Source organism: Mesorhizobium norvegicum (assembly GCF_004919685.1).
Taxonomy (GTDB): domain Bacteria; phylum Pseudomonadota; class Alphaproteobacteria; order Rhizobiales; family Rhizobiaceae; genus Mesorhizobium; species Mesorhizobium norvegicum.
In genome coordinates, this window is the sequence record NZ_SMYZ01000002.1 from 25,564 (window position 1) to 52,493 (window position 26,930).

At 63.7% G+C, this 26,930-nt stretch carries 31 protein-coding genes and 1 tRNA gene; 17 read left to right on the forward strand and 15 right to left on the reverse strand.

Features of this window, described 5'->3' with window-relative positions; genetic code table 11:
• Positions 1-66: 66 nt before the first annotated feature.
• Complete coding sequence (locus tag FCU66_RS00970; protein WP_136619857.1) at positions 67-705, reverse strand: LemA family protein; 639 nt, start codon at positions 703-705, stop codon at positions 67-69.
• A gap of 163 nt (positions 706-868) precedes the next feature.
• On the opposite strand from FCU66_RS00970, the gene FCU66_RS00975 reads away from it, so the two are divergent.
• From FCU66_RS00975 to FCU66_RS01000, 6 genes are all read left to right on the forward strand, one after another.
• On the forward strand, positions 869-1,120 hold the full coding sequence (locus tag FCU66_RS00975; RefSeq protein ID WP_109665384.1) for a hypothetical protein: 252 nt from the start codon (positions 869-871) through the stop codon (positions 1,118-1,120).
• A 13-nt stretch (positions 1,121-1,133) separates the two neighbouring features.
• Positions 1,134-2,018 carry a pyridoxal kinase PdxY gene (gene pdxY / locus FCU66_RS00980; protein ID WP_136619856.1) on the forward strand — a complete coding sequence of 295 codons (885 nt, stop codon included), beginning with the start codon at positions 1,134-1,136 and terminating at the stop codon, positions 2,016-2,018.
• Complete coding sequence (locus FCU66_RS00985; RefSeq protein WP_136619855.1) at positions 2,015-2,785, forward strand: DUF429 domain-containing protein; 771 nt, start codon at positions 2,015-2,017, stop codon at positions 2,783-2,785. Before pdxY ends, FCU66_RS00985 begins: the two co-directional genes overlap by 4 nt.
• Before the next feature lie 148 nt (positions 2,786-2,933).
• Entirely contained in the window at positions 2,934-3,578 is a 645-nt protein-coding gene (locus FCU66_RS00990; protein WP_136619854.1) for a carbonic anhydrase, read from the forward strand.
• Complete coding sequence (locus FCU66_RS00995) at positions 3,575-4,009, forward strand: nuclear transport factor 2 family protein (protein ID WP_136619853.1); 435 nt, start codon at positions 3,575-3,577, stop codon at positions 4,007-4,009. Before FCU66_RS00990 ends, FCU66_RS00995 begins: the two co-directional genes overlap by 4 nt.
• A gap of 93 nt (positions 4,010-4,102) precedes the next feature.
• A complete protein-coding gene (locus FCU66_RS01000; protein ID WP_136619852.1) occupies positions 4,103-6,157 on the forward strand; it encodes a M3 family metallopeptidase in 2,055 nt (684 codons plus the stop codon).
• A gap of 147 nt (positions 6,158-6,304) precedes the next feature.
• Here FCU66_RS01000 and FCU66_RS01005 read toward each other — a convergent pair whose 3' ends face one another.
• The 4 genes from FCU66_RS01005 to FCU66_RS01025 form a co-directional block, all read right to left on the reverse strand.
• Complete coding sequence (locus tag FCU66_RS01005; RefSeq protein WP_136619851.1) at positions 6,305-7,798, reverse strand: M81 family metallopeptidase; 1,494 nt, start codon at positions 7,796-7,798, stop codon at positions 6,305-6,307.
• A 148-nt stretch (positions 7,799-7,946) separates the two neighbouring features.
• A complete protein-coding gene (locus FCU66_RS01010; protein ID WP_127414161.1) occupies positions 7,947-8,771 on the reverse strand; it encodes a carbohydrate ABC transporter permease in 825 nt (274 codons plus the stop codon).
• Positions 8,768-9,637, reverse strand: a complete 870-nt coding sequence (locus FCU66_RS01015; RefSeq protein ID WP_136619850.1) for a carbohydrate ABC transporter permease — start codon at positions 9,635-9,637, stop codon at positions 8,768-8,770. Before FCU66_RS01015 ends, FCU66_RS01010 begins: the two co-directional genes overlap by 4 nt.
• A 480-nt stretch (positions 9,638-10,117) precedes the next feature.
• Complete coding sequence (locus FCU66_RS01025; RefSeq protein WP_136619849.1) at positions 10,118-11,350, reverse strand: ABC transporter substrate-binding protein; 1,233 nt, start codon at positions 11,348-11,350, stop codon at positions 10,118-10,120.
• Positions 11,351-11,532: 182 nt separating this feature from the next.
• On the opposite strand from FCU66_RS01025, the gene FCU66_RS01030 reads away from it, so the two are divergent.
• From FCU66_RS01030 to FCU66_RS01040, 3 genes are read left to right on the forward strand one after another with little or no spacing between them, the layout of a single operon-like run.
• The gene (locus tag FCU66_RS01030) at positions 11,533-12,339 is read left to right on the forward strand and encodes an SDR family oxidoreductase (RefSeq protein WP_136619848.1); all 807 of its coding nucleotides are present in this window, start codon (positions 11,533-11,535) and stop codon (positions 12,337-12,339) included.
• 2 nt (positions 12,340-12,341) lie between these two features.
• Positions 12,342-13,409 carry an ABC transporter ATP-binding protein gene (locus tag FCU66_RS01035; protein WP_136619847.1) on the forward strand — a complete coding sequence of 356 codons (1,068 nt, stop codon included), beginning with the start codon at positions 12,342-12,344 and terminating at the stop codon, positions 13,407-13,409.
• A 10-nt stretch (positions 13,410-13,419) separates the two neighbouring features.
• Entirely contained in the window at positions 13,420-14,301 is an 882-nt protein-coding gene (locus FCU66_RS01040; protein WP_136619846.1) for a MurR/RpiR family transcriptional regulator, read from the forward strand.
• Between the two features lie 81 nt (positions 14,302-14,382).
• Here FCU66_RS01040 and FCU66_RS01045 read toward each other — a convergent pair whose 3' ends face one another.
• Positions 14,383-14,706 carry a DUF167 family protein gene (locus FCU66_RS01045; protein ID WP_136619845.1) on the reverse strand — a complete coding sequence of 108 codons (324 nt, stop codon included), beginning with the start codon at positions 14,704-14,706 and terminating at the stop codon, positions 14,383-14,385.
• A complete protein-coding gene (locus tag FCU66_RS01050; protein ID WP_127261694.1) occupies positions 14,703-14,993 on the reverse strand; it encodes a YggT family protein in 291 nt (96 codons plus the stop codon). The genes FCU66_RS01045 and FCU66_RS01050 overlap by 4 nt, the downstream gene beginning before the upstream one ends.
• 160 nt (positions 14,994-15,153) lie before the next feature.
• Here FCU66_RS01050 and FCU66_RS01055 point away from each other — a divergent pair.
• The 6 genes from FCU66_RS01055 to FCU66_RS01085 all read left to right on the forward strand — a co-directional run bounded on the left by FCU66_RS01055 (position 15,154) and on the right by FCU66_RS01085 (position 18,803).
• A tRNA-Ala gene (locus FCU66_RS01055) sits at positions 15,154-15,229 on the forward strand.
• Between the two features lie 334 nt (positions 15,230-15,563).
• Complete coding sequence (locus tag FCU66_RS01060; protein WP_136619844.1) at positions 15,564-16,313, forward strand: helix-turn-helix domain-containing protein; 750 nt, start codon at positions 15,564-15,566, stop codon at positions 16,311-16,313.
• A 530-nt stretch (positions 16,314-16,843) separates the two neighbouring features.
• Positions 16,844-17,806, forward strand: coding sequence for a SagB/ThcOx family dehydrogenase (locus FCU66_RS01070; RefSeq protein WP_246093714.1), 963 nt, complete (start codon positions 16,844-16,846; stop codon positions 17,804-17,806).
• Between the two features lie 58 nt (positions 17,807-17,864).
• Positions 17,865-18,119, forward strand: coding sequence for a hypothetical protein (locus tag FCU66_RS01075; RefSeq protein WP_136619843.1), 255 nt, complete (start codon positions 17,865-17,867; stop codon positions 18,117-18,119).
• Between the two features lie 76 nt (positions 18,120-18,195).
• Positions 18,196-18,402: a hypothetical protein gene (locus tag FCU66_RS01080; RefSeq protein ID WP_168992244.1), complete on the forward strand. Its 207-nt coding sequence runs from the start codon at positions 18,196-18,198 to the stop codon at positions 18,400-18,402.
• An 80-nt stretch (positions 18,403-18,482) separates the two neighbouring features.
• Positions 18,483-18,803 carry a hypothetical protein gene (locus tag FCU66_RS01085; protein ID WP_136619841.1) on the forward strand — a complete coding sequence of 107 codons (321 nt, stop codon included), beginning with the start codon at positions 18,483-18,485 and terminating at the stop codon, positions 18,801-18,803.
• A gap of 23 nt (positions 18,804-18,826) precedes the next feature.
• Here the strand turns inward: FCU66_RS01085 and FCU66_RS01090 are convergent, their stop codons facing one another.
• The 4 genes from FCU66_RS01090 to FCU66_RS01105 all read right to left on the reverse strand — a co-directional run bounded on the left by FCU66_RS01090 (position 18,827) and on the right by FCU66_RS01105 (position 22,023).
• Positions 18,827-19,771: an energy transducer TonB family protein gene (locus FCU66_RS01090; RefSeq protein ID WP_136619840.1), complete on the reverse strand. Its 945-nt coding sequence runs from the start codon at positions 19,769-19,771 to the stop codon at positions 18,827-18,829.
• Entirely contained in the window at positions 19,768-20,214 is a 447-nt protein-coding gene (gene exbD / locus FCU66_RS01095; RefSeq protein ID WP_136619839.1) for a TonB system transport protein ExbD, read from the reverse strand. Before exbD ends, FCU66_RS01090 begins: the two co-directional genes overlap by 4 nt.
• 4 nt (positions 20,215-20,218) lie before the next feature.
• Positions 20,219-21,160 (reverse strand): tonB-system energizer ExbB, encoded by a 942-nt coding sequence (gene exbB, locus FCU66_RS01100; RefSeq protein WP_136619838.1) that lies wholly within the window; start codon positions 21,158-21,160, stop codon positions 20,219-20,221.
• A 65-nt stretch (positions 21,161-21,225) separates the two neighbouring features.
• On the reverse strand, positions 21,226-22,023 hold the full coding sequence (locus tag FCU66_RS01105) for an ATP-binding cassette domain-containing protein (RefSeq protein ID WP_109664172.1): 798 nt from the start codon (positions 22,021-22,023) through the stop codon (positions 21,226-21,228).
• Between the two features lie 349 nt (positions 22,024-22,372).
• Here FCU66_RS01105 and FCU66_RS01110 point away from each other — a divergent pair, with 349 nt between their 5' ends.
• A complete protein-coding gene (locus FCU66_RS01110; RefSeq protein ID WP_136625389.1) occupies positions 22,373-23,047 on the forward strand; it encodes a cysteine hydrolase family protein in 675 nt (224 codons plus the stop codon).
• Between the two features lie 94 nt (positions 23,048-23,141).
• Here the strand turns inward: FCU66_RS01110 and FCU66_RS01115 are convergent, their stop codons facing one another.
• Together FCU66_RS01115 and FCU66_RS01120 are read right to left on the reverse strand one after the other, a co-directional pair.
• Positions 23,142-24,083, reverse strand: coding sequence for an LLM class flavin-dependent oxidoreductase (locus tag FCU66_RS01115; protein ID WP_136619837.1), 942 nt, complete (start codon positions 24,081-24,083; stop codon positions 23,142-23,144).
• 109 nt (positions 24,084-24,192) lie between these two features.
• Positions 24,193-24,348, reverse strand: coding sequence for a hypothetical protein (locus FCU66_RS01120; protein WP_136619836.1), 156 nt, complete (start codon positions 24,346-24,348; stop codon positions 24,193-24,195).
• Positions 24,349-24,637: 289 nt separating this feature from the next.
• On the opposite strand from FCU66_RS01120, the gene FCU66_RS01125 reads away from it, so the two are divergent.
• Positions 24,638-25,405 (forward strand): SDR family NAD(P)-dependent oxidoreductase, encoded by a 768-nt coding sequence (locus FCU66_RS01125; RefSeq protein WP_136619858.1) that lies wholly within the window; start codon positions 24,638-24,640, stop codon positions 25,403-25,405.
• 262 nt (positions 25,406-25,667) lie between these two features.
• Here FCU66_RS01125 and FCU66_RS01135 read toward each other — a convergent pair whose 3' ends face one another.
• Together FCU66_RS01135 and FCU66_RS01140 are read right to left on the reverse strand one after the other, a co-directional pair.
• Positions 25,668-26,612 (reverse strand): ABC transporter permease, encoded by a 945-nt coding sequence (locus FCU66_RS01135; protein ID WP_109664143.1) that lies wholly within the window; start codon positions 26,610-26,612, stop codon positions 25,668-25,670.
• On the reverse strand, positions 26,609-26,930 hold a 322-nt coding region (locus FCU66_RS01140), incomplete at its 5' end, for an ABC transporter permease subunit (protein ID WP_136625390.1). The genes FCU66_RS01135 and FCU66_RS01140, both read right to left, overlap by 4 nt.

Below are 26,930 nucleotides of genomic sequence, written 5' to 3' on the forward strand. Positions count from 1 at the left end.
CCGGCAGGACAGAGGGGGGTGTGAAGGAACACAAGGTCGACAATGACCAAGCTCACCATGCGTCCTTCACCCGCCCTGCTTCGTGCCGAAATCAACCTTCGGCGGCTGCATCTTGTCTTCATCGACGGTGAAATTGGCGAAGGGCTCGCTGCTGCGGAACCAGAAGGTCGCCCACAGCACCGACGGGAACGTCTTCAGCGTCAGATTGTAGTCCCTGACCGCCTGGATGTAGTCGCGCCGCGCCACCGCGATGCGGTTCTCGGTACCTTCGAGCTGTGCTTGCAGCGCCAGGAAGTTCTGGTTGGCCTTGAGGTCGGGATAGGCTTCCGACACCGCGATCAGCCGCGACAGCGCGCTGGTCAACCCTGCCTGGGCATCCTGGAACTTCTTGAGGGCTTCGGGATCCTTCAGCGTTTCCGGCGTCACCGTGATCTGGGTGGCCTTGGCGCGGGCCTCGACCACGGCGTCGAGCGTGTCCTTTTCATGCGAGGCATAGCCCTTGACCGTCTCGACCAGGTTGGGAATGAGGTCGGCGCGGCGCTGATACTGGTTCAGCACCTCGCTCCATGCCGCCTTGGCGTTTTCCTCCGCTGTCGGAATGGTGTTGTAGCCGCAGCCGGCCAGCAGCGGCAGCACGATCGCCATCATCAGGAAGGCGGGCAGCGTGCGGAACATGGACGGTGAGGCAAGGCGCTGGGCAAACATGATGGGGTCCCTCGGTAGAAGTTGCATGCGAAGCATTACCACAATCAGCGCGCAAGAAAACCGCCCGACCGGAAGCCGTTTGGCTGGCACGCTGGATGCCGTTGTAAGGCCCTGTGATTGGCTGTGCGAACGCGATAAGGTTCGATCGAAACGGGACATCATCATGGCGGAACGCCAGGACAGCGACAAGGAATCGCGCCGTATCCTCGAGCGCGTTGCGCGCGAGACGGATCCGGCCGGCAACTCGTTTGTGGCGCGGGCCACGAAAGGCCTGCACGATCACGTCACCGCGGCCGATGCCGATCGTGCCGATCCGATCGAGGTGTGGGGCACCCGCATTGGCCGGACACTCGGCCTGCTGCTGGCGCTGGGCCTGATGGTCTGGCTCGTGCTTTACGTCATCCGGGGCAGTTAGGAATCAAACAACAATGAGCGCCGAACAAACCGACGCGCCGCGTGCGGTCATCGTCATTTCCAGCCATGTCGCACGCGGCTCGGTCGGCAACCGTGCCGCCGTCTTCGCACTCGAGACGCTGGGCTTTCCGGTCTGGGCGGTGCCGACGGTGATCCTGCCCTGGCATCCCGGCCATGGGCGCGCGACGCGCATCGTGCCGCCGCTCGACCAGTTCAAGGCGTTGATGGCCGATCTCGAGCGCGCGCCATGGCTGGGTGAGGTCGGCGCCGTGCTGTCCGGCTATCTCGGCGAGGCCGGCCAGGCCGAGGCCGTCGCCTCGCTGGTCGCCGCGGTGAAGGCAAGGACGCCTGACGCGGTCTATATCTGTGATCCGGTGATGGGCGATTCGGGCGGCCTCTATGTGCCCGAGCCGACCGCTATCGCCATGCGCGACCGGCTGATGCCGATCGCCGACATCGCCACCCCCAACCGCTACGAGCTGGAATGGATGGCCGGCGCGCCGTTGCCCGACCTGAAATCGGTGATCGCGGCGGCGCTGCATGCCGGACCATCCACCATGCTGGTCACCTCGGCGCCGTCCATGATGACCGGCGGCACCGGCAACCTGCTGCTCGACGGCAGCCAGGCGCTGCTTGCCGAGCATCGCCTGATCGACAAGCCGCCGAATGGTTTGGGTGATCTGACGGCGGCCGTCTACCTGGCACGCATCCTGTCACGCCAGCCGCCGATCAAGGCGCTGCAGTCGACGACGGCGGCGGTCTACGAGATCCTGGCGCGCACCGCCAAGCGCGGCGGTGACGAATTGCAGCTCGAAACCGATGCCCCGAGCCTGTCGCACCCGATGGCAATGGTCCAGCTGCGCCACCTAACGCATCCGGGGCGGGACCGCCGGGCGTGACATCGGCCGAGATCGTGCTTGTCGGCGTTGACGGCTGCAAAGCCGGCTGGATTGCCGTGCGGCGCGAACCCGGTTCGACACCCTCCGTCGCGGTCTTTGCCAGCTTCACCGCCCTGCTTGCATCGCTCCCCGACGACGCAGTCATCGCCGTCGACATACCGATCGGCCTGCCCGAGTTTTCGAGCAAAGGCGGCCGCGGCCCCGAAGCACTGGTGCGGCCGTTGCTCGGGGCACGCCAATCCAGCGTCTTCTCGATCCCGTCCCGCGCCGCGCTCTATGCCGATACCAACGGTTTCACCACCATCGAAGCCTGGTATGCCGCGCATATCAGGGCAAGCGAGGTGGCCAAGACCACATCCGACCCGCCGCGCGGCGTTTCGATCCAGGCGTTCGGCATTTTTGCCAAGATCCGCGAGATCGACGCGCTGCTGATCGCGCGGCCCGATTTGCGCGGCCGTGTGTTCGAATCGCATCCGGAAGTCGCTTTCTGCCGGCTGAACGGCGACCAGGCCATGCAATTGCCGAAGAAGATCAAGGGCAGCATCAACCCGGCCGGCATGGCGGAACGCAAGGCGCTGCTCTGCCGGCATGGCTACGACATGGGCTTTCTCGACCAGCCGCCGCCCCGCGGCACCGCCGCCGATGATTTCCTTGACGCAGCCGCGATGATGCTGATCGCCGGTCGCATCGCCGACGGTGATGCACGGCCATTTCCCGACCCGCCGGGCCGCGACAGTCTTGGCATTCCCGTTGCCATCTGGGCGTAACAGGGTTGGCCAAGACTGCGCCTGATGCATGGCATTTATAGCCAGCCCCCATAATTCTGCATTGCTCGCAACGGGCTTTTACCGTTAGAGCCTCTTTTGACCGCAACGAGCTGCCGCCTCCAACCCGGAAAGGCTCCAGACGCCGCCCATGTCCCACCTCCCCGACCACCTTCTCGCCGGCTATCGCAATTTCATGAACGGCCGCTATCTCACCGAGAGCGGACGCTATCGCGAGCTTGCCCGCGAAGGCCAGGCGCCGGAAACGATGATCGTCGCCTGTTGCGACTCCCGCGCCGCGCCCGAAGCGATCTTCGACGCCGGGCCCGGCGAACTCTTCGTGCTGCGCAATGTCGGCAATCTGGTGCCGCCCTACGCACCGGACGGCGAATTCCACTCGACCTCCGCCGCGCTCGAATTCGCCGTGCAGAGCCTCAAGGTCAAGAACATCGTCGTCATGGGCCATGGCCGCTGCGGCGGCATCCGCGCCGCGCTCGACACCAATTCCGCACCGCTGTCGCCCGGCGACTTCATCGGCAAGTGGATGAGCCTGATCGCACCGGCCGCCGAGACCGTGTCCTCCAGCACCTTCATGACCGCATCGGAGCGCCAGACCGCGCTGGAGCGCATCTCGATCCGCTATTCCATCGCCAATCTGCGGACCTTTCCCTGCGTCTCGATCCTCGAAGGCAAGGGGCGGCTGTCGCTGCACGGCGCCTGGTTCGACATTTCGAGCGGCGAACTCTGGGTGATGAACAAGGAAACCGGCGATTTCGAACGGCCGGAGCTGGGATGAACACAGCGGCGCGCAAGGTGGTGAACATCCGGTCGATCGTTTTTACGGCGGCCGCGCTGCTGGTAGCGATTATTGCCGCCCGCGCCGATGATCGCGCCATCATCAGCCGCTGGTATTCGGCGCTGCTGGTCGCAGACCGCACCGAACTGTCCGACCTGCTCGCCGATGATGTCCGCATCAAGCTGGACGACCTCGGCATTGTGCAAAGCAGGCAGGAATTCATCGCTTCGATCGACGAATGGAAGGGGGCGGTTGCCGGTGCGGCAATCCGGCACCGGATCGAGAAGAGCGAAGGCGGCATCACCACGGTGGTCGCCTGTTACGATTTCCCCAACAACGACGTGCTGATGCAGGAAACCTTCGCGGTGACCGACAACCGCATCACCGCCAGTTCGCAAGCGGCAATCGCCGAGAACTGCGACGGCTTCTGAGGCGGATATCGGCCAACTGCGATATTGCGGGTCCGCCGGCCGCGCCCTACATCGGTAGCGACCCACCCTGCCTTCTCCAGCGAAAGACTGTCCATGCCTTCCACAAAAGCCGTCGACCTCGCCGCCCATCCGCTGACCGCGTGGCAAGGGCCGCTCGGCCTGCCCGATTTTGCCAGCATTGGCGACGGCGACTTCTCCCCGGTCTTCGACACGGCGCTGAAGGCGCATGAGGCCGAGATCGAGGCGATCGCCGGCAACAAGGACACACCGACGATCGAGAACACGCTTGGCGCGCTGGAACTCGGCGGCGAAGCGCTCGACCGTGTCTCGTCGATCTTCTGGTGCCGCGCCGGCGCCTACACCAATGACACGATCCAGGCGCTGGAGCGCGACATCTCGCCGAAAATGTCCAGGCATTTCTCGGCGATTTCGATGAATGAGAGGTTGTTTGCCCGCATCGACGATCTCTACCAGCGCCGTGAGAGCCTGAAGCTCGACGCCGAGACGCTGCGGGTGCTGGAAAAGACCTGGAAGGGCTTTGTCCGATCCGGCGCCAAACTCGACGCCGACGGCAAGAAGCGGCTGGCCAAGATCAGCGAGGAATTGTCCTCGCTCGGCACCAGCTTCGGCCAGAATGTGCTGGCCGACGAGAGCGACTGGGCGCTGTTCCTCGACGAGGCCGACCTTGCCGGTCTGCCGGATTTCCTGAAAAGCTCGATGGCCGAAGCCGCCGAGATACGCGGCCAGAAGGGCCGCTATGCCGTGACCTTGTCGCGCTCGATCTATGAGCCGTTCTCGACCTTCTCCGAACGCCGCGACCTGCGCGAGATCGCCTTCCGCGCCTTCACCATGCGCGGCCAAAATGGCGGCGCCACCGACAACACATCCGTTGTGCGCGACATGCTGCGCCTGCGCGCCGAAAAGGCGAAGCTGCTCGGCTACGCCTCCTTCGCCGCGCTGAAGCTCGACGACACCATGGCCAAGACCCCGAAGGCGGTGCACGCGCTGCTTGATCCAGTTTGGGAGAAGGCACTGGAGAAGGCCGCAGCCGACCAGACCGACCTGCAACGGCTGGCCACCGCAGCCGGCAGCAACGAAAAATTCGCCGCCTGGGACTGGCGCTTCTACCAGGAGAAACTGCGCGCGGAAAAATTCGCCTTCGACGAAGCCGAACTGAAACCCTATCTGCAGCTCGACCGGATCATCGACGCCTGCTTCGACGTAGCGACACGGCTGTTCGGCATCACCTTCGAGGAGAAAAAAGGCATCGCGGCCTGGCACCCCGACGCCCGCGTCTTCGTGGTGAAAAATGCCGACGGCAGCGAGCGCGGCCTGTTCCTCGCCGACTATTTCGCCCGGCCCTCGAAGCGCTCCGGCGCCTGGATGAGCGCGCTGCAATCCGGCTATAGGCTCGGCCACGGCTCGAAACCGGTGATCTACAACATCATGAACTTCGCCAAGCCGCCGGTGGGCGAGCCGGCTCTGCTGTCGGTCGACGAGGCGAAGACGCTGTTCCACGAGTTCGGCCATGCGCTGCACGGCATGCTGACCGACGTCACCTGGCCGTCGGTCGCGGGCACCTCGGTCAGCCGCGATTTCGTCGAACTGCCCTCGCAGCTCTACGAGCATTGGCTGACCGTGCCGGCGGTGCTGGAAAAGCACGCTCTGCATGTGAAGACCGGCAAGCCGATGCCCAAGGCGCTGCTCGACAAGATGCTGGCCGCGCGCACGTTCGGCGCCGGCTTCGCCACGGTCGAATTCACCGCCTCGGCGCTGATCGACATGGCCTATCACGCCCGGCCGGATGCACCGGAAGCGCCGCTTCGTTTCGAAGCCGAAACGCTTGCGAAGCTTGACATGCCGAACACCATCGCCATGCGCCACCGCACCCCGCATTTCGGCCATGTCTTTTCCGGCGACGGCTATTCGGCCGGCTACTATTCCTACATGTGGTCGGAAGTGCTCGACGCCGATGCCTTCGCCGCCTTCGAGGAAACCGGCGACCCCTTCAACCCGGCGCTCGCCGAGCGGCTGCGCAAGAACATCTACGCCGCCGGCGGCTCGAAGGACCCGGAAGAACTCTACACGGCTTTTCGGGGCAAAATGCCGTCGCCGGAAGCGATGATGGTGAAGCGCGGGCTGGTGTAGCACCGGATAATCTCCCCCCTCGAGGGGGAGATGGCCGCGAAGCGGCCAGAGGGGGTCGGTCCGACCGGACTGGGCCTCCTGCGACAGAAGGAAGTTGGCGCTCCACGCGAGGCGACCCCCTCTGTCGCCTTCGGCGACATCTCCCCCTCAAGGGGGGAGATTACCAGCATCCTTCCAAGGATCGGCCACCCTTGGCCAGACCGGCCGCGTCAGCTTGGTATAATTGGTCACCGCCGGATTGCTGGGATACGAACTCGGCGCCGAGACATAGATGATCTCGGCGGCGATCGGCTCGAAGCCGGCGTAGAAATGATTGGTCGACTTGATCAGCAGCATATCCTTGGCCAGCGGATCGACGCCGATGTTGGAGAAGATATCCGGCTCGAAGGTCTGCGTGCGATTGGTGTTGAGGATGATGTCGACCTCGGTGCCTTCGAGGCGGACCAGCGCCGTCGGCCCGAGTGTCACCCGGCTTGGCCCGAAACTTTGCCATCCCTCCGGAATCGCCTTCAGCACGCGCACGCGCGCGTCGATCGGCTCGCCGGCCTGCGGCCCGGCCTTGCCGCCGAAACGCAGGTCGATGATGGCGCCCTCACCCGCCGCCAGGCAGAAGGTGACCGCGATCGGATCCCAGATCGTCGCCACGGCGAACTTGTCCAGGCCACGCCCCAGCATCTGGCGCAGCACGAAGGTGCCGTCGCCGGGAACGCCGCCGCCGGGATTGTCCCAGATGTCGGCAATGACCACCGGCTTGCCCGGATTCCTGGCGCGCACGGCCAGCGCCCGATCGATGCCGTCGGTTGCGCTCAGCATCGTCATCGCCGTCTTTTCGCGCAACGCATAAAGCTCTCGCCCCAGCCGTTCCGCCAGCGCGTCGCCCTTGGCCTTGTCATTGTCGGTGACGACCAGGATGCGCGTGCCCATTTCGGCCACGTCGGCCGCCATGAAGCCGTGGATGACGGAGACCGACAGCACGCCGTCCTTGCCGTGCAGCGCCTTGATGCGGTCGACGAAGGAGCGCATCGGCTCGCGGCTGGTCGGCAGCACTTGGATCATGCGGCAATCGAAGGTCGAGATGACCGGTTTGATCTCGCCGCGCGCCGCCGCGAGGCCAAGCTCGACGACATGTTCGCCACGCTCGTAGAAATCGGTGTGCGGAAATTCGAGGAAGTAGGCGAGGATGTCAGAGGCTGCCACGCGATTCGGCGTCAGATGGCTATGTGGATCGAGCTCGACCGCGATCACCACCTTCGGCCCGACCATTGCGCGAACCCGTTCGAGCAGGTCTCCTTCGCAATCGTCATAGCCTTGCGCCACCATCGCGCCATGCAGGCCGAGGATGACCGCATCGACAGGCAGCGCTGCCCTGAGCTGGCCGAGGATCTCGTCGCGCAGCGCCTCATAGGTCTGGCGCTGCACCAGGCCGCCGGGCTCGGCCCAGGTGGCGGTGCCCTCGATGACATCAAGGCCTTCGGCCACTGCCCGCCGGCGAAGCGCAACCATCGGCGACGAGCACAGCGTCGGCGTTTCCGGATGCTTGCCGGGGCCGGCATAGAAGGCCATCTCGAACGAGGCCCGGTCGGTCGGCACCGGCGAGAAGGTGTTGGTTTCCGTCGCCAGCGAGGCGGTGAAAATGCGCATCTTGGAAATTCCGCTTCGCTCTGATCAGATCCAGACCATTTGGGTCGGGCGTTTAGACGAAATCATTAGGCCTGGCGACTGCGGCACAAGCGACAGGCTGGACACGTGTCTGTGTGGCATTCGACAGCTCATCTTTGACTCGGGCCAGCTATTTGACCGCCCCGAGCGCCAGGCCTCTGACGAGGTAGCGCTGCAGCCAGATGAACAGGATGGCCACCGGCGCGGTCGCCAGCAGCGTCGCGGCCATGACATGATGCCATTCGATGGTGTAGCGGCCGGCGACCAGCGAAAACACCTGGATCGGCAGCGTGTAGCTTTCCTGGCTGCGCAGCATGGTGAGCGCGACGACGAATTCGTTCCAGGCATTGATGAAGGTGAAGATCGCGGTGACCGCGATCGCTGGCAGGCAGAGCGGCAGGAACACCTTGCGCAAGGTCAGCCAGCGGCCAGCACCCTCCATCCAGGCCGCCTCCTCGAGATCGCGCGGAATGGTGTCGAAATAGCTCTGCAGCATCCACACGGTGAAGGCGACGTTGAAGGCCATGTAGATGAAGCCGAGCGCCGTCGTGCTCTCGACCAGGCCCCAGGCCGCCATCAGCCGGAACAGGCCGAGCACCAGCACGATCGGCGAGATCATCTGCGAGATCAGCAGGAACTGGCGCAAGGCGCCGTAGCCGGCAAAGCGGAAGCGCGACATCGCATAGGCCGCCGGAACCGAGATCAGGATGGCGCCGACGGTGGCGATCACGGACACGTAGAGCGAATTGAGCAGCGCCTGGCCGAAGCCGGTTGCCACCCACATGTCGGAAAAATTCGACCAGCGGAATTCGCTCGGCCACCAGGTCGGCGACAGCACTTCCTGTCTTGGCTTGACTGCGGTCAGGAACATCACCGCAAACGGAAAGAGCGTCACCACGATCAGCGGCGCCAGCAGCAACCAGGCAATGATCGAACGCTTGAGCTTGCTCGTCATGTGCGTTGCTCCCGCATCGCCAGCCGCACATAGATCATGGTGAAGACCAGCAATATGGCGAACATCACCAGCGACACCGCCGATGCTTCGCCGAGTTTGCCGATGCGGAAGGCCAGCTTGTAGAGATGGGTCACCAGGATATCGGTCGAGTTGGCCGGCCCGCCTTGCGTCATCACCCAGATGATCGGGAAGGAATTGAAGACGTAAATGGTGTTGAGCACGATGGCGATGTTGATGAACGGTTTTAAGAGCGGAAAGGTGATTTCGCGGAACTGCTGCAGCGGCGTCGCCCCTTCGAGCGCCGCCGCCTCGTAGAGGTCGTCCGGTATCGACGACAGGCCGCCGAGGAAAATCGTCGTCGTGAACGGCACCGTCACCAGGATGCCGATCAGCACCTGCATGGGAAAGGCGGTCTCGGCGCTCGCCAGCCACTGGATGTTGTGGTCGATGAGGCCAAGGCCGATCAGCGCCGAATTCAGCATGCCGCTTTCGCCGCTCAGCGCCCAGCGCCAGACCACCGCGGTCATGGTCAGCGACACCGCCCAGGGCAGCATGATGATGACGCGGGCAATACCCCGGCCATAGAAATCGGTGTTGAGGATCATCGCCACCGGGATCGACAAGAGAAGCGCCCCGCCGACGACCATCACCGTCCACTGGCCGGTGCGCCAGAGCGCGGCCATGAAATCGGGATCGGCAGTGAGTGCTGCGAAATTGGCGAAGTCGTTGAAGTCGCGAAGCTGGCCGAAGCGGCTGACATCATGCGTCGAGATCTGGATCAGGTCCCAGACCGGCCAGAAGATAACGACCGCCGCCAGGAACAGGCTGGGCAAGGTCAGGAGATAGGGCAAGAAACGGTTTTGCATCGGCTGACTTCATACCGTGTTGCGGGTGGAGATTGGATTGCGCTGGCTTAACAGATTGACTTAATCCCGCCTCGTTCTTCTCAAGGCACCGCTTCAGGATTCCTTGCAACCGTCGGCGCCCCCCTCACCTGCCTGCCCGTCCTCCGAGGCCAGGCTCCTTCCTCTCCCTCCGGAGGGGGGAGAGGTGGCTCGGCGAAGCCGAGACGGAGTGGGGGAACCACCTGGTAACCGCCGCGAACGGACATAGGAAGGGCACTAGGCGCAAGCATCGCCTCGCCTTGCCCCCAAGGGTCGACCCCCACTCCGTCGAGCTTCGCTCGACACCTCTCCCCCGATCGACGGGGGAGAGGAAGGGCCCTCTTCCGCAATTGACTGGGGCGGCGCTGCCATCGACGATTCTGTCTTTCTGCCGAAGACCGAGGAAAGTGTGGCGCGCCCCGCCTGAGTCTGGGACGCGCCACGGGCGCAGGGAGATACGCCCTATTTCTTCAGCACTGCGTTGGCCTTGGCGGCTGCGTCTTTCAAGCCTGCCTCGGGGTCGCCGCCGAGATAGATCTTCTGCATGGCATCCGACGTGATCTGGGCGACCTCCTCCCAGCCGGGGATGACCGGTGCGAAGCGGGCATCGGGCAGCAGTGCGGTGAACGCCGCCAGATCGGCATTGTTGACGTAGTAATCCATCTTGGCCTCTTCCTTGTTCACCGGCAGGAAGCCTTCGCCCTGCGTGAACTTGGCGCGCTGTTCCGTGGTGAACAGGAAGTCGAGCAGCTTCCAGGCCTCGTCCTTGTTCTTGGAGTTCTTGAACATGATGATGGAATCGGTGACGCCATAGGTGCCGCGCGCGCCGGTCGGTCCGGCGGGAATGGCCGCCACGCCGTATTTCAGCTTCGGCGCCTCGTCCTTGATCTGGTTGGACAGGAACGGTGCCGTGATCATCATGCCGACCTTGCCCTGCTTGAACAGGTTCTGCACATCCTCGCGGTTGTTGGAGGTGACGCCCGGCTCGGTGAGGCCTTCGTCGATCATCGACTTGTAGAGCTTGGCGGCTTCAAGCGCGCCTGGCGTGCTCAGGCCGGAGGTGCCGTCCTTGTTGAGGATCTCGGTGCCCTGCGACCACATCGCATAGTAGTAGTAGACGTCGGTCTCGATCTCCTTGCCCTGCAGGCCGAAACCGAAGGTGCCGGACCCCAGCGCCTTGATCTTGCGCGCGTCTTCCTGAAGCTCGGTCCAGTTGGCCGGCGGATTGGCGATGCCGGCCTTCTCGAACAGCTCCTTGTTGTAGTACATGGCGCGCGCCGAGGCCGCGATCGGCAGGCCGTAGGTCTTGCCGTCCATGATCGAGGGCGACAGGAAGGTGTCGATGAAGCGGTCCTTGAAGTCGGGCTTGATGTAGCTGTCGAGCGGCTCGGCGACATCCTGCTGGACAAAGTCGATCAGCCAGCGCGTGCCGATGATCGACAGATCGGCATTGGTGCCGGCGGTGATGTCGGTGGTCAGCTTCTGCAGCAGCACATCCCACGGCACCACTTCGAACTTGACGGTGATGCCCGGGTTCGCTGCCTCGAATTCCTTCTTGACGTCGGCGAAATAGGGAGCAGTCTTGGCGCTGTACTCGGCGACGGTGACGCGCACCTCGCCCGCATCCGCCTGCGCCGCAATTGCCAGCATGCTCATTCCGGCCATCAGGCCGACAGTCCATTTTCCAAGGCTCATTTGATCTCTCCCATTTTGATTTTGCGCCTGCGCGCCTCTTCGTTGCCGGAGCAGAAGATTTATGTGACTTTCCTACATTATCGATGATTTGAAGGCTTGCAAGCAGATTATTCTGTTGCTTAATTACATTTTATAGCCTAGGCGTTGCACGATCTGTCAGAACGCCCGGAGGATGACGCACGGTGGTTTCGCAAGCCGAATTCGAAGGCAGGGCCGAATTCGAAGGCAGGGCCGAGTTCGAGGGCAAGACTGTCGTGGTGACAGGTGCGGGCGGCGGCCTTGGCACGGCCATCGTGGCGCTGATGGCGCAAAGGGGCGCCAGGGTCATTGGCTGCGACCAGTCAAGCGAGGCGTTGAACAGCCCGCACCTTGCCTCCCGCCACGTCTTCGATCTTCTGGACAAAGCGTCGATAGCGGCGGCGATCGCCGCGATCATCGACCGGGATGGCGTGCCCGACATTCTCATCAACAATGCCGGCTGGACGCGCGCCGAGACGATTTCGGCGCTCAATCCCGACAGAATAGAGCAGGAACTCGACCTCAACCTGACCGGCGTGATGAACTTCGCCGATCCGCTGGTCAAGGCGATGGCCGGCCGAGGCTCCGGCAGCGTCGTCTTCATCTCGTCGGTCAACGCCATCGCGCATTTCGGCAATCCTGCCTATGCCGCGGCCAAGGCCGGCATCAACGCCTATGCCAAGGCGATCGCCGTCGAGCTTGGCCGCAGCGGCCTGCGCGCCAATGTCGTCTGCCCCGGATCGATCCGCACCGCCGCCTGGGACCACCGCCTTGCCAAGGATCCCGAAATCCTCGGCAAGCTGCAGCGGCTCTATCCGCTCGGCCGCATCGTCAACGCTTCGGAAGTGGCGGAAGCCGTCGCCTTCCTTGCGTCCGATCGCGCATCTGGAATAACAGGCGTGGTGATGCCCGTGGACGCGGGACTGACCGCCGGTTGCCTGCCATTCATCGACGACATTCTGGGAGCGTGAGCATGACCGACGTCGAGTTTCGCGACCTGTCGAAATCCTTCGGCCAGCACAAGATCCTCGAGAACATCAGCCTCGATATCAAGAGCGGCGAGTTCGTCGTGCTGGTCGGCCCATCCGGCTGCGGCAAGTCGACCTTGCTGCGCATGCTGGCCGGGCTGGAGACGATCACCTCCGGCGACCTGCTGATCGGCGGCGTGCGCGCCAACGCGCTGCCGCCGCAGCAGCGCAACATTGCCATGGTGTTCCAGTCCTATGCGCTGTTTCCGCATCTGAAGGCGGCGGACAATATCGGCTTTGGCCCGAAGATACGCGGCGAGGCGCGTACAGTGGTCGATGAGAAGGTCAAGAAAGCCTCCGGCGTCCTCAATCTCTTCTCCTATCTCGACCGCTACCCCCGCCAGCTGTCGGGCGGCCAGCGCCAGCGCGTCGCCATGGGCCGCGCCATCGTGCGCGAACCGTCGGTGTTCCTGTTCGACGAGCCACTGTCCAACCTCGACGCGCAACTGCGCGTGCAGATGCGCGTCGAGATCAAGGCGCTGCACCAGAGGCTGAAATCGACAATCGTCTATGTCACCCACGACCAGATCGAAGCCATGACCATGGCCGACCGAATCGTCGTGATGGACCGCGGCAGGATCCAGCAGGTCGGCGCGCCGCTGGAGCTCTATGACCGGCCGGCCAACAAGTTCGTCGCCTCCTTCCTCGGCTCGCCGTCGATGAGCTTTGTGTCGGGTTCTCTCAAGACGACAGCTGAGAAAACCTGGTTCGAGTCGGGCGGTGGCGGACGGCTTGCACTTGCCGGCAAACACGTGCCGGCGGGCAGCGCGGTGGAGGCCGGCATCCGGCCCGAGCACTTTGTCATCGGCGAGGCTGTCGACGCGATGGCGATCAAGGTGGATGTCGTCGAGCCGACCGGCTCCGAAACCCATGTCTATGGCGCCATCGGCGCTGATACGGTGCGCGCCGTGTTCCGTGACAGGGTGCCGGTCAGGCCAGGCGACCTGCTGCCGGTGAGCGTCGATCCCGGCAACATCCATCTGTTCGACAAGGCGACGGGCCTGCCTCTATGAAAATATCCGCATGAAGACGCCGGCCGACATCATCACGCGCCTGCAGCTGATGCTGCAGGACGGAACGAAGTCGGATCGCAAGCTGGCCGGCTTCGTCCTGGCCGACCTCGACTTTGTCTCCAAAGCGGCAATTTCGGAAATAGCCGCGCGCGTCGGTGTCAGCGAACCGACGGTGACGCGGTTCTGCCGCAACCTCGGTTGCGAAGGCCTGCGCGACTTCAAATTCTATCTGGCGCAGGCCATCGCCATCGGCGGCCAGTACCTGTCGCCGGAGCCGTTGAGCCGCGATGCCCGCGAACAGCGCATCGCTTCCGCCATCACCGAAGCGGCGATATCGGCCATCCAGCGCGCCAGCGAAAACCTCGACATGACGACGCTGGTCGCCGTCGCCGCACGCATCGCCGTCTCAGGCAATGTGCTGTGCATCGGTTCCGGCGGTATCTCGTCGATGATGGCGACCGAAATGCAGAACCGGCTGTTCAGGCTGGGCGTGTCGGTGCTGGCGCAGATCGACGGACAGCTGCAGCGCATGTACGCCGCCGTTGCCACGCCGGAGACCACGCTGATCGCCTTCTCTGTCTCCGGCTATGCGCGATCGGTCATCGATGCGGTCCAGGTCGCCCAGCAATATGGCGCCACGACAATCGCCATCACCCCGCCGGATTCGGCACTCGCCAAGGTCGCCGACACGGTCATCCATTTCCAGTCGCTTGAGGACGGCAACATCTACAAGCCGACATCGTCGCGCTATGCGCTACTGTCGATCGTCGACATGATCGTCACCTCGGTCGCCGAGACGCGCGGACCACGGGTCCTCGAAAATCTGCGCCGCATCAAGCAGAGCGTGAACACGTTGAAAGTCGACGATCCCCGTTTGCCGCTGGGGGATTGAACGCTAAGCCGAAGCTGCCGATCTCCCCCCNNAGGGGGGCGCTGTCCCGCCGACATCTCAAGGTTCTGCACTGCTGCAATGCTAAATTTTGGACTGGTGGCCGAGCCCCTCGATGCTTTTCGCCAGCGTTGCCGGATCGCCGAGAATGCGCAGCGTCTTCAGCCGCGCGGTGCCGCCGGCGACAACCGAGACGACGGATGCCGGCACGCCCAGCGCCCCAGCGATCAGCTTTTCGAGCGCTTTGTTGGCAGCCCCGTTTTCCGGCACGGCACGAACGCGCGCCTTCAGGTGGCTTCGGCCATCTGCCGCCGTTTCAACGCCTTCGAGCCGGTCCAGCGCGGCCTTTGGCGTCAGCCGGACAAACAGGTCGACACCGTTTTCGCGCAGGCGAAACGGCGTGCTCACAGGATCAGAGGCGCTACCGTGGTGAGTATGAACTGCCGCAGGAAGAACAGGATCAGCAGCAGGATGATCGGCGAGATGTCGATGCCGCCGAGGTCCGGCATGAAACGGCGGATCGGCCGCAACGCCGGCTCGGTCAGCCGGTAGAGCATGTTGCCGATACTGCCGACAAACTGGTTTTTCGAATTGACGACGTTGAAGGCGTACAGCCAGGAGAAGATCGCCGAGGCGATGATGATCCACCAGTAGAGGTCAAGCGCCATGACGATTGTTTGAATGAGGGCGAGCATGCCGGTCTCCAATTGTTGCCGACATGTAGCCATTGCGCGCGGAACCGGCAAGGGCCGCCTTCCCTCCACGCTGGCCCAACACGCAGCGGCAGCGGATTTCGCCGAAACGCCGCCTTGACAGGAAACCGCGGCGCCCGATAAATGCGCCCATCCGCTGGACGGGGCTGTAGCTCAGCTGGGAGAGCGCGTCGTTCGCAATGACGAGGTCAGGAGTTCGATCCTCCTCAGCTCCACCAGCGGAATAATCAATTCTCCGCTCTCCTTGCCAAATGCACTGCACGGCGCTCGTCCTGGGTCGCCTGCGGGCGGTATTTGTTGTGCCAAGGCGCCTTCGAAGGCCGCACTACTGCGCGTCCATCTCGCGATATCTGACAAAACTGTTGTCAATTGGACTTATGGCGGAAGCTGCTCACGGATTGTTTGCGTTCTTTTCGGAAGCTGCCTCATTAGATTGACGTTACCAAATCAGTTTTTCCTGTGCGTTGTACGAGGGCGTTTCGGCGGGGGCGACCGAAGGCGCTATATGGATTTTCGAATCGAAATGAAGAAGCCGCCTGCGGAAGCAAAGACGTGTCAATTCGCGAGAACCTCGCTGCAAACCTTAGACGGCTCTGCAAGGACCATGCCTCCGTAAGCGCGGTATGCCGTGAGCTGGGCATCAACCGCACGCAGTTCGAACGCTACCTGCAAGGACAGACGGTTCCCAACAAGGCCACCGCCAAGCTGATCTGCGACTACTTCCGGATCGACGAGGCAGAACTGTACCAGGATCCCGGTGTCCCCGAACCCAGGGGCCGCGGCCTGCCGCCGATTTCCGAGAGCTTGTTCAACCAGATGATCCGCCCGCCCAGCCCATCGATCGCGGGAGGCACCTATTTCACCTATTTTTCGATTCCGGCCCGGCCCGACCTCTTGATGCGATCGGTAACCTTCGTGCGGCGCGAAGCCGAGCTGGTCACCTTCAGAAGGGTCACCGGATGGTCGGAACGCCGGGGATCGACATGGGCGCGGGCGCGCGGCAACCACTATGGGGTGGCGATCTCGCGCCTGAACTGGATTTATTTCAGCGGCATCAATCGCCGCCAGACCGGCGAGCCGTCGCTGATCTCCGTGCAATGGGCGCCCATCTCCGAACCGGTGCTGACGGGCAAGGCCATGCTTCTGACGGAGGCCGGGCCAGCATTCGTGTCCGTCATCATGCGGCGCGACATGGCCAACATCCGCCCAAGGGACGCCATCAGCATGGCGCATGTCATCAGGCTCGACGATCCGAGCGTCGATCAACTGGTGGTCAGCCTCACCCGGGACGGGCTGGGATAATCCCTTCGATCGGCGTGGCTTACGCTAAATAAGAATAAGCGTATACCGAAAAAGCGTACGCTAACGATTGTCTACTCTGTATCTGAATAAAATCGATATTTTACACTTTAGCGCCAGGAAAGATAATTCATCCGTCCGTCTTCGGCGCGCAGATTTACTACAATTTTAACAAACCATTAACTCTTTCGACCTTACCTTTCTTGCCGTGGATCCCGTTTTGGGGGGTCTTTCAACGGATCCCAATGGGGGTCAGGAAAGGGATGAAAATGGCCAAGAAAGTGAACACCGCTCCGAAGCTGACGATTGCCGCCGGCACGCAGACCGTCTTCTTTTCGCAAGGCATGCACTACAACAAGCGCTGAAGTCGTTCTGCGCCGGCAAGCGGTCCGCTTGTCGGCGCCTCGACTTCGCAGATGGCATCCAGCACCATGAAAATGCGCTCTTCAAAGACGCTTGTTTTCTACCCCGGACCGAACAAGGTCACGGCCTGCAACTTCCTGACCAGAAGCGTGTTTGAATGCAGCCCTGAGATGGTCGGTCTTCTCGCATCGTGGGACAAATGGGCGTCGACGGCCGATATCGCCCGCGCCCATGGGTGGTCAAAGTCCGAGCTGAAGGCTGTCGTTCCCCAGTTGCTCGATTTTTCCGCCCTGGTCACCGCCGGATCGCCGCTAGCCGAGCAGGAGGAACAGTTTTCCGGACAATGGAGCTGGGGCCTTCCGACCGCGCTGATGCATTTCTGCGTCCAGGACAGCGCATACATGACCATCGAGCAAGCGGAAGAACGGCAGATCGAACGCGCCGGCCACACGCCGCAGCCGGACCTGGTGCTGAATAATTCTGCCGGCGCCATCCAGCTGCCGAACGCACTGGAAGACAATGACCTTCTCGCCCTGATGGCGCGGCGCCGCACCAACCGCACGGCGGCTCGGCCCACCATCACGGCCAAACAGCTTTCCGATTGCCTGTTCGCAGGGCTCGGCATCACCGGCGAGACTGCCAACTGCGTTGGCGCCCTGCCACTTGGCATGACCCCTTCCGGCGGCGCGAGAAATCCCTATGAGGCCTATGTGGTCGCGCTCGGCGTCGATGGCCTCGAGCCCGGGGTCTATCACTATTGCGCCGCAGATCACGACCTTGGCAGGATTTCCGCAAACCATTTGCCCAAGATCTCCGAACTGGTCGGCGGGCAGGAATGGGCGGACGCCATGCCGTGCCTGGTCCTGCTTTGCGCGAAGCTCGATCGCACGATGTGGAAATACGAGGACGCCAACGCCTATCGTGTCGTGCTGATCGAGGCCGGCCACATCGGCCAGAACATCATGCTGGCGGCGACCAATCATGGCCTCTCGGCATGCCCGACGGCGGCGCTCAGTCATTTGGCGATCAAGCGTTTGCTTGGCCTCGATCGCCTCACCGACGCGCCCATCTATGCCTTGACCCTCTCGGCCCCGGAATCAGGCCCGTCTTCGGTGGGCCAATCTATCAATTAGTCGGCTCAGTATATTCAGTAACGCGTTCCCTAGGTTCAACCAGAGACAGGAGCAGCACGTGCCAAATCAATCTTTACGCCAGTCGGAAATCGATAGTCTTCAATATATTTCGTCGATGACCAATGAGCTCGTGCAGATGGCCGAAGCAAGCCGTTTTCCCATGATCTCCTATCTGCTGGGCATGGCCTATGCAGAAGCTTTCGACGTGCTTCGCGGCGCACGGCCGGCCAGGCATGCGCAGCTCAGCGGCAATCCGCTGCACCCCAAGGCGCAGGCAAAAGACAATCGTGTCGCCCAGCCACGGAGAGCGTAGCGACATGCAATCGTCAGCCGCATGCGCGGTGGCAGGCTCGACCTCCCGGCCAAACCGCTGGGAGACGCTATGCGCGTTGCAAAACCTGCTGCCGCTGCTGAAAAAGGCCGCCACGGATCTGAACCGCGCCGACATGGTTTACTGGTTCGAACAGGCTGACGCTGAGGTCGCCAACATCATCAGAGGCCGGCCCTCCGATGCGGCCGCCATCCCGGCTTTGATCGCATCCTGCCCGCAGAACCGGCATCCGTTCGCTCGGACCCAAAGCGGTTCAGGACACTGAACCCGCTCTAACCATTTGTTTTCAAGCAATTCCAGACGGGAAACCGTTGCGCGCCTGGAATTGCCAAGGGGGATCTGCACATGAACATGATTGCCAGCATCAGAAGCGTCGACGCCAGGGAAAGCATTTTCAGCCGGCTTGACGCCTTGATCGCCAGGCGACCGCCATCGCCTGATGCCGCGCGGGTCGAGGCCCGCCAACTCGTCTCGATGGCAATTGCCGATAGCTCCCAGGCCGACAGTCTCTGGGGCGCGGTGGATGCCTTCCACGCCCATTTCGACTTCATGATGCAGACCATCGAGATCAACGGCGCCGATGACCCAGGCCTCAAAATACTGCGCACGAAATGCCGCTTCTATCTCGAAGAGGTCGAGGCCCTGTGCCTGTCGCTGACCTATTAATGGATCCGGGTCTGCTCTAGTCTCTAATTGCGCAGGCTGAACACGAACGGTGCTGTTCGGCTCAGGCGCGAGCCGAGTTCCGGCGGCGGTGCCGGCACTGTGGCGCCTTGCAGCACGGCGAGTGCCGCACGGTCCAAATCCGCATCTCCGGAGGAACGAGAGAGCCTGGCAGACAGGACCCGGCCGGACGAGTCGACCGTGAAGGCGACATACGGCCTGCCTTCCACGCCTCGGGCCTTGGCCGAACTGGGATAGCGCGTGTGCCGCTTGATCCAGGCGCCCAAACGGGAGTCCCATTTGCTGGAGTTGCCGGATCTCGACGCGGATTGTGCCGACTTCGGCGCGGCTGTCCTGGCCGCCGGTCTCGCATCGGCGCTGGCGGCGGCCACCGTCTTCGGCGGCGCCGCCTTCTCTTTCTTCGGCCGCGGCTTGGGCTTGTCGACAGGCTTTTTCGCCTTGGCCTCGACCGGTTTCTTGTCCTTGACCGCCTCGACCGGTTTCGGCTGCGGCAAGGGAATGACGACCTCGGGCGTGACAGCCTCGACAATATCCGGGACGACCTCATCCGGCGGCGGCTGGTCGACCTGTTCAGCCATTTCGGCCCGGGTGGGTTCGGCCTCGTCGGGGGGAACGGCTTCCGGCTGTTCGGTAACCGGCTCCGCCTTCTCAACCGGCTCTTCAGGCGTCGGCTCGGTCGTCGGTGTCGGCTCGCTCTGATCTGGCGTAACCGCGTCCAGCGCGGCAACCTGCTCCTCCACCGCCGGCATCACCACCATCGGCGCCATCTCGATCACCTGGGCCGGCGGCGGGCCGCCATCTGCTTCGGTGACCATGGTGAAGTTCTGCACGGCATAGGCGACCGCAACATGGGCGCCAAGGACCAGCGCGGCCGCACCGGCCCACAAGCCAAGGTCGCGCCAGCCGAAGCGCGACAACTGGACCGAGGGCAAGGCGGCCGCTTGCATCATGGCGCCGCTGCACCATTGGCTGCCGGCGCCGCCTCCAGGCCGACCAGCGCGATCTTCAGGTAGCCGGCGCCGCGCAGCAGGTTCATCGCCTCCATCAGGTCGCCATAGGCGACCGCCTTGTCGGCGCGCAGGAAGATGCGCGTCTGCTTGTCGCCTTTTGTCCTGCTGTCCAGCGTTGCGGCGAAAGCCGGGCGCGACACGCTATCATTGCCGATCGCCAGCGTCAGATCGTCCTTCAGCGTCAGGAACAGCGGCGTTTCGGGCCGCGGCGCGGGCGTTGCGGTCGAGCCCGGCAGGTCGACATTGACATCCACCGTTGCCAGCGGCGCCGCGACCATGAAGATGATCAGCAGCACCAGGATGACATCGATGAAGGGGGTGACGTTGATCTCGTGGCTTTCCTCGAGATCGTCGTCCATGGTCTGTCGGATTCTGCTTGCCATGGCGCTACTCCGCCGCCAGCGCCGTTGGCGGCGCGACGGTGCGGAAGTCGAGGTCGCGGCTGACCAGCCGTTCGACGCCCGCCGAGGCATCGGCGAGGATCTGCCGGTAGCCGGCTATCGAGCGGGCAAAGACGTTGTAGATGACGACGGCCGGTATCGCCGCGACAAGGCCCATCGCGGTGGCCAGCAGCGCTTCGGCGATGCCCGGCGCGACCACGGCGAGAGTGGTGGTCTGCGCCTGCGAGATGCCGATGAACGCATTCATGATGCCCCAGACGGTGCCGAACAGGCCGACGAAGGGCGCGGTCGAGCCGATCGTGGCCAGCACGCCGGTGCCGCGCGACATGCGCCGCGACGCCGCCGCCTCGATGCGCGACAGGCGCGACGTGACCCGTTCCTTGAGGCCGTCGCCGGAGACATAATCGAGCGCGCCGACTGAGAGTGCGGTCTCCTCCTCGACCGCCCGCACCAGCAGCGCGCCGGGGCCGCCGCTGCGGTCGAGCGCACGGCTGGCCTGCTTCAACGTGGCGGCATCGCCGATCGCCCGCACGGCGCGCTGGATGCGCAGCTTGCCGCCAAAAATCTCCAGCGATTTGGCCAGCCATATCGTCCAGGTGACGAGCGAGGCAAAGGCCAGCCCGATCATCACCGCCTTGACGATGATATCGGCCGCCATGAACATGCCCCATGGCGACAGATCATGCGGCAAGGTCAGCTCCATCGCCGTCGAAGGTCCGGCCTCGGCTGGCACGGTCGTGTTCGGCTGGCTAGCTGGCTGCGCAGGCGCCATCGTGGCCGGCGGGGTGACTGCCGATGCGGCGGGCGCCGGCGTGGTGGGCGCCTCGATCACGGGGGCGGCACCAGCCGGTTGCTCCTGGGCGGTCGCGCTACCGACCGACAGGATGACGGATGCGACCAACGCCGCCAACAAACTAGTTCTCGACAACAGCTTCTTCCTTGTTCTCACAGCGGCCGGCCGCTTTCTTCTGCCCGCCACCGCATCAGATCTCGTCACTGCACATAGCCGACAGGCTGGCCGGTGACGGGGTGCGCGAACACGCCCATCTCGACGCCGAAAATGCCCTTCAGCACATCGCTGCGCATGATTTCGCCGGGCGTGCCGCGCGTCAGCAGCTTGCCGTCCTTGAGCGCGATCAGCTCGTCGCAGTAGCGCGCCGCCATGTTGGGATCGTGCAGCACGACGACGACGCAGAGGTCGCGTTTGCGGCTGAGGTCCTTGACCAGCCCGAGCACCTCGACCTGATGGGCGATGTCGAGCGCCGAGATCGGCTCGTCGAGCAGCATGACGCCGGCATTCTGCGCCACCAGCATGGCCAGCCAGGCGCGCTGGCGTTCGCCACCGGACAATTCGTCCACCAGCCGGTCGGCAAAACCGTCCATGTCGGTCAAGGCCAGCGCCTCGTCGACATGCTGCCTGTCCTCCGCGCGGAAACGGCCAAGCGCGCCATGCCAGGGATAGCGCCCAAGCGTCGCCAGTTCGCGCACGGTGAGACCGGTTGCCGCCGGCGTCGTCTGCGGCAGATAGGCAAGCGCGCGGGCAAGTTCGCGGGCGCCCCATTGCAGCAGCGGGCGCCTGGCGAAGGTGATGGCGCCCGAGCTTGCCGGCTGCTGGCGCGCCATCAGCTTGATCAGCGTCGACTTGCCCGAACCATTGTGGCCGATCAGCCCGTAGACGCGCGAGCGCTGCAGTTCGAGCGAGACCGGACCGAGCAGCGTCCGCTCGCCGACGGCGAAGCGCACCGCGTCGATGTGGAAGGCAGTCTGGGCATCAATTCCAGCCACGGTCATGGCTTTTCTCCAGTGCGGCCGCCCGCATTTCCAGATTCCGGCTTTCGGCAAGCGATGCCCGGTTGACTATGAAACATGACCTTACTAGTCAACATTTAAGATGACTGCAACGATCAACAAATCGTCGCGCGCAAACAGATCGAACCCGAAACAACGGGGGCGACCGCATCGCGTCGGGGGCAAGTGTCGTCGAATAGGGTTTGCAGGCGAACGGTCTTCACCGGCAGCACTTTGTCGACGGCTGCACGACGCCCAGCGTCCTGCTTCCGGGTTAGGATTGCTGCCCGGGTGGACGGATGCAACTTCGCCGGTCAGGATGGACCTCACAATCGGTGAGGAGAAACCCCGGATGATCAAGGCAACACCCTTCGACTTCCCCTATGACGGCAGGCTGGTGGCCGAAAACACCGCGCTGATCGTCATCGACCTGCAGCAGGATTTCCTGTCGACGACGGGCTATTTCGCCAGGCAGGGATACGACCCCTCGCCGCTCAGGGCGATCCTGCCGACCGTGAGCCGGCTGATATCAGCCGCCCGCAAGGCCGGTGTCAGGGTCATCCACACTAGGCAGGGCTATCGGGCTGACATGGCCGACATGACGCCTTACGAAAAATGGCGCCGCAAGCGCTCCGGTCTGGAAGGCACCGAAATCCTGCTGCGCTCGGGCCCAGGATTCCAGATCGTTCCGGAGATCGACGTCGCGCCGCACGACATCATCGTCGACAAGACCTGCAACAGCGCCTTCACCTATACGGATTTCGAGCTTGTCCTGCGCGCGCAAGGCATCACGCATCTGCTGTTTTCCGGATGCACCACGGATGTCTGCGTCCACACCACGCTGCGGGAAGCCTGCGACCGCAATTTCCAATGCCTGACGATCTCGGACGCCTGCGCCAGCGGCGACAGACAAGCGCATGAGGCAGCGCTTCACATGGTGACGGTCGAAGACGGCGTCTTCGGCGCGCTGACGGATTCAGCCGCCGTCATCGAAGGCCTGTCGCAACTGTCCGGCAAGGTAAGTTAGAGCGTTGGGATCGATGCCGGCGGGACAGCANNAGATGTCCGGCAGGACAGAGGGGGTGGGAAGGATCGCTACGGAATGAATTTCGTTCCGCAGATCACCCCGCTGCACGTGTCTCCAGTCCCGCGCGAGGCGCATACGCCCCAGGCTGGAATGCGTCTGTCTCGCGACGCGCCAGGGAGTTGCGCAACAGGGCGATCGTTTCCCGGCCTGTCGTGGCGATCTCGCGTGGCGTGTCGACGCCGACGATCATGAATTCATCGATCCCGAGAGCGGCATAGGCAAGCAGCGACAGGGCGGCCTGTGCCGGTGGTCCGGAAAGGTCGACCGCCTTGTGGCCGGCGGCGGAAGCGCCCTGGTGAATCCTGACCGGAAGCGCAAAGCGCAGCTTGCCGGCGCGGCCGTGCTCGGCAGCGGCACCGCGCACCCGCTCCATCAACTGCCGAACCTCGTCGATCGAACCCGGCGCCAGTTCGAAGACATCGGCATGTCGGCCGGCCACCTTGAGCGCCGTTCCGGATTGCCCGCCCATACGGATGATCAGGTCGGCGCCGTGCGGACCCTTGCGCGGCACGTAGCCGCCTTTGATGCTGTAGAACGCACCTTCATGGTCGAAGGGCCGGTCGTTCGACCACAGCCGCTTGAGCAACACGAGATATTCGTCGATGCGCTGCCAGATGACGGTGTGCCCGACCGGCCGTGTTTCGGCATCGTCGTCGCTCAGCGGCTCGCTGAGCATCCTCAGCGCCAGCCGCCCGCCGCTCTTGGCATCGATGGCAGCCAGCTGCCGCGCCGCCACTGTCGGCTCGATCACGCCCGCCCAGTGGGTAAGGACGACTTCCAGCGACGAGGTGCGGTCCAGCACCTGGGTGGCAAGATCCATGTTGGTCAGCAGCCCGGCCGAATCGTCGACGACGATCTTGCGGAAGCCGCCATCCTCGATCAGCCCGAGCTTGGTCGCGGTCTCGGCAAAGTCGTAGAAAAAGGGAACTGCGGCGTCGGCGGTCTTGCCGGGAACATGCGTGAACTCGATCGGCATTGCCATCTCCTCCATTGTGTCGGGCGCGCGAAAGCGCACCGAGGATTCGGTTCATTCAACTCCGATTGCCTGGAAACGGTAGGCTGCTAACCCCGGTCGATCTGACGACTCAGGGAATAAGACCCAGAACAACGGCCCCGGTGAACACAAACGCAAGGGCAAAGACGAGATAGGCGAAGGCACCGGCATAGGCCGGGCGAAAGGCCTGGGCATTGGCCAGCCTCTGGCCGTTGCGATCCGTCTGGGCGTTCTGGATATAGGACATATCGGCCTCCGTCTCGCCTGTTAATCTATAAAACTTGTAGACTTTGTCGATTGCTATTTTTGGGCGATAGGCAGAATAATTTTCTCCTGGACAGCTACAAATTGGTAACTGCTTGCTGACAGAGCCTGTCTGAGCAATCGATCGACATGGCACGTCTGTCTCGCCTCTGCGTCTGAACGGACCTATGGCCTTGTCCCCGCTGCACCCAATTCGTGGATTGGCCGCCCGGCGCGGGCGCGGTAGCATCGCCCAATCAGCAAAGCGAAATCGTCAAACAGGGGGCAGAAAAATAGGCACAAGACTGGCCGGCAAGGTCGCCATCATTTCGGGCGGTGCGACGGGAATGGGTGGGGCCGCCTCGGAGCTGTTCGCCGCGGAAGGCGCCAAGGTGGCGATCATCGACCGCAACGGCGAGGCGGCCTCAGCCACCGCGGCGGCGATACGCGCGCGCGGCCATGTCGCCGAGCATTATGTCGCCGACGTTTCCGACGAAGCCCAGGTCGAAGCCGCGGTGAAAGGGGCGATGGAAAAGCTCGGGCCCGTCACCGTGCTGTTCAACCACGCCGGCACCATTGTGATCAAACCCTTCCTGGAGACCACGGTCCAGGAATGGGACTGGTTGCACGCCGTCAACGTCCGCTCGATGTTCCTGATGACGCGCGCCGTGCTGCCCGGCATGATTGCGGCCGGCGGCGGCTCGATCGTCTGCACCTCGTCGATCTCGGCGGTGGCGGCGACGCCGATGGAGGTGCTCTACGACACCACCAAGGGCGCCTGCCACATGTTCGCGCGCGCCATCGCGGTCGAATTCCGCGACCGCAACATCCGCTGCAACGCGGTCTGCCCCGGCTTCATCCGCACGCCGCACGGCCTGCGCGAGGTTGCCGATCTCGGCAGGCTCGGCGTCGATGTGTCAGACGCAGCGCTGGCCGCGCAGCAGGGCCGCATCGGCGAGCCGGAAGAGGTGGCAAGGGCAGCACTTTACCTGGCCAGCGACGAGTCGAGCTTCGTCAACGGCACGCATCTGTTCGTCGACAACGGCTTTACCGCGATGTGAGCCTTTCCAAGGTCCAGGTTCCCAGTCCCGGGGACAGCTTGGCGCCCTTCCTCTACCCCGTCGATCGGGGGAGAGGTGTCGAGCGCAGCTCGACGGAGTGGGGGGTCGACCCTTGGCGCGGTGCAGGAAGATTCTTGCGCCTTGGTCCCCTTTCAATATCGTTGGCGACCGTTGCCAGGTGGTTCCCCCACTCCGTCGCTGCTTCGCAGCGCCACCTCTCCCCCCTCTGGAGGGAGAGGAAAGGACACCAAGTCCTACTCGTCTACCGCTCCTCGCGTCGGAACGGCTTCAGCAGCGCGGAAGGCGCCACAGCATTGCGCGACATCACCGCCATGGCGACGATGGTGAAAATGAAAGGCAGCATCAGGAACGCCTCGTAGGGGATGTGCCCGAGGCCGCTGGCCTGCATGCGCAACTGCAAGGCATCGACGAAGGCAAACAGCAGCGCCGCACCAGCCGAGCGCCACGGATCCCAGCGGCCGAAGACGACCAGCGCGATCGCCACCCAGCCGCGCCCCGACACGACGCCGAAGGTGAAGGCGTTGAACTGCGCCATCGACAGGAAGGCGCCGGCCAGCCCCATCAGCGCGCCGCCGAGGACAACCGCCTGGAAGCGCGTGGCAATGACGCTGACACCGGCCGAATCGGCGGCGCGCGGGTTTTCGCCGACCATGCGCACCGACAGGCCCCATGGCGTGCGGTAGAGTATGAAAGCAGCCAGCGGAATGGCCAGGATCGCCATGTAGACCAGCGCAAACTGGTTGAACACCGCCGGCCCGAGCACCGGAATGTCGGAAAGGACCGGGATCGGCAGTGTCTGAAAACCCTTGATGTTGGGCGGCACCGACTGCTGGCCGAAGATCAGCCGGTAGAGGAAATAGGCGAGGCCCGACGAGAACAGCGTCACGCCGATGCCGCAGACATGCTGGCTGAGGCCGAGCACCACCGTGAACAGCGCATGCAGCGCGCCCATCAGCATGCCGGTCAACACTGCCGCCAGCACGCCGAGCCAAAGGCTGCCGCTGAGGCTGGCGGCGGTGAAGCCGGTCATCGCCGACAAAAGCATGATGCCTTCGATGCCGAGATTGAGCACGCCGGCGCGTTCCGAGAACATTTCGCCGAGCGTGGCGAAGGCCAAAGGCGTGGCGATGCGGATGATCGCGGCGAGGAAGCCGACCTGAAAGATTTGTTCGAACACCGCGCTCATCGGGCAGCCCCGACGCGGCGGATGCGATAGGCGGTGAACAGCAGCGCCACCAGCATGGCAAGCAATGCGGTGCCCTGGATCACATCGCTGAGGAAGGCCGGCACGCCGGTCGCCCGCGACATCGCCTCGGCCCCGGTCATCACGGCGGCAAGGAAGATCGCCGCCGGCACGACGCCAAGCGGGTTGAGCCGCGCCAGCATGGCAACGACGATGCCGGAATAGCCGTAGCCCGGCGAGATGTCGCTCATCACCTGGAAATGCACGCCGCCGACCTCGCCGACGCCGGCCAGCCCGGCCAGCGCACCGGACAGCAGCGCC

Bases quoted from the DNA above. Each gene is read 5' to 3' on its own strand.
- FCU66_RS00970 (WP_136619857.1), bottom strand. From the start codon at position 705: ATGTTTGCCCAGCGCCTTGCCTCACCGTCCATGTTCCGCACGCTGCCC.
- FCU66_RS00975 (WP_109665384.1), top strand. From the start codon at position 869: ATGGCGGAACGCCAGGACAGCGACAAGGAATCGCGCCGTATCCTCGAG.
- pdxY (WP_136619856.1), top strand. From the start codon at position 1,134: ATGAGCGCCGAACAAACCGACGCGCCGCGTGCGGTCATCGTCATTTCC.
- FCU66_RS00990 (WP_136619854.1), top strand. From the start codon at position 2,934: ATGTCCCACCTCCCCGACCACCTTCTCGCCGGCTATCGCAATTTCATG.
- FCU66_RS00995 (WP_136619853.1), top strand. From the start codon at position 3,575: ATGAACACAGCGGCGCGCAAGGTGGTGAACATCCGGTCGATCGTTTTT.
- FCU66_RS01000 (WP_136619852.1), top strand. From the start codon at position 4,103: ATGCCTTCCACAAAAGCCGTCGACCTCGCCGCCCATCCGCTGACCGCG.
- FCU66_RS01005 (WP_136619851.1), bottom strand. From the start codon at position 7,798: ATGCGCATTTTCACCGCCTCGCTGGCGACGGAAACCAACACCTTCTCG.
- FCU66_RS01010 (WP_127414161.1), bottom strand. From the start codon at position 8,771: ATGACGAGCAAGCTCAAGCGTTCGATCATTGCCTGGTTGCTGCTGGCG.
- FCU66_RS01015 (WP_136619850.1), bottom strand. From the start codon at position 9,637: ATGCAAAACCGTTTCTTGCCCTATCTCCTGACCTTGCCCAGCCTGTTC.
- FCU66_RS01025 (WP_136619849.1), bottom strand. From the start codon at position 11,350: ATGAGCCTTGGAAAATGGACTGTCGGCCTGATGGCCGGAATGAGCATG.
- FCU66_RS01035 (WP_136619847.1), top strand. From the start codon at position 12,342: ATGACCGACGTCGAGTTTCGCGACCTGTCGAAATCCTTCGGCCAGCAC.
- FCU66_RS01040 (WP_136619846.1), top strand. From the start codon at position 13,420: ATGAAGACGCCGGCCGACATCATCACGCGCCTGCAGCTGATGCTGCAG.
- FCU66_RS01050 (WP_127261694.1), bottom strand. From the start codon at position 14,993: ATGCTCGCCCTCATTCAAACAATCGTCATGGCGCTTGACCTCTACTGG.
- FCU66_RS01070 (WP_246093714.1), top strand. From the start codon at position 16,844: ATGGTCGGTCTTCTCGCATCGTGGGACAAATGGGCGTCGACGGCCGAT.
- FCU66_RS01085 (WP_136619841.1), top strand. From the start codon at position 18,483: ATGAACATGATTGCCAGCATCAGAAGCGTCGACGCCAGGGAAAGCATT.
- FCU66_RS01090 (WP_136619840.1), bottom strand. From the start codon at position 19,771: ATGATGCAAGCGGCCGCCTTGCCCTCGGTCCAGTTGTCGCGCTTCGGC.
- exbD (WP_136619839.1), bottom strand. From the start codon at position 20,214: ATGGCAAGCAGAATCCGACAGACCATGGACGACGATCTCGAGGAAAGC.
- FCU66_RS01105 (WP_109664172.1), bottom strand. From the start codon at position 22,023: ATGACCGTGGCTGGAATTGATGCCCAGACTGCCTTCCACATCGACGCG.
- FCU66_RS01110 (WP_136625389.1), top strand. From the start codon at position 22,373: ATGATCAAGGCAACACCCTTCGACTTCCCCTATGACGGCAGGCTGGTG.
- FCU66_RS01115 (WP_136619837.1), bottom strand. From the start codon at position 24,083: ATGCCGATCGAGTTCACGCATGTTCCCGGCAAGACCGCCGACGCCGCA.
- FCU66_RS01120 (WP_136619836.1), bottom strand. From the start codon at position 24,348: ATGTCCTATATCCAGAACGCCCAGACGGATCGCAACGGCCAGAGGCTG.
- FCU66_RS01135 (WP_109664143.1), bottom strand. From the start codon at position 26,612: ATGAGCGCGGTGTTCGAACAAATCTTTCAGGTCGGCTTCCTCGCCGCG.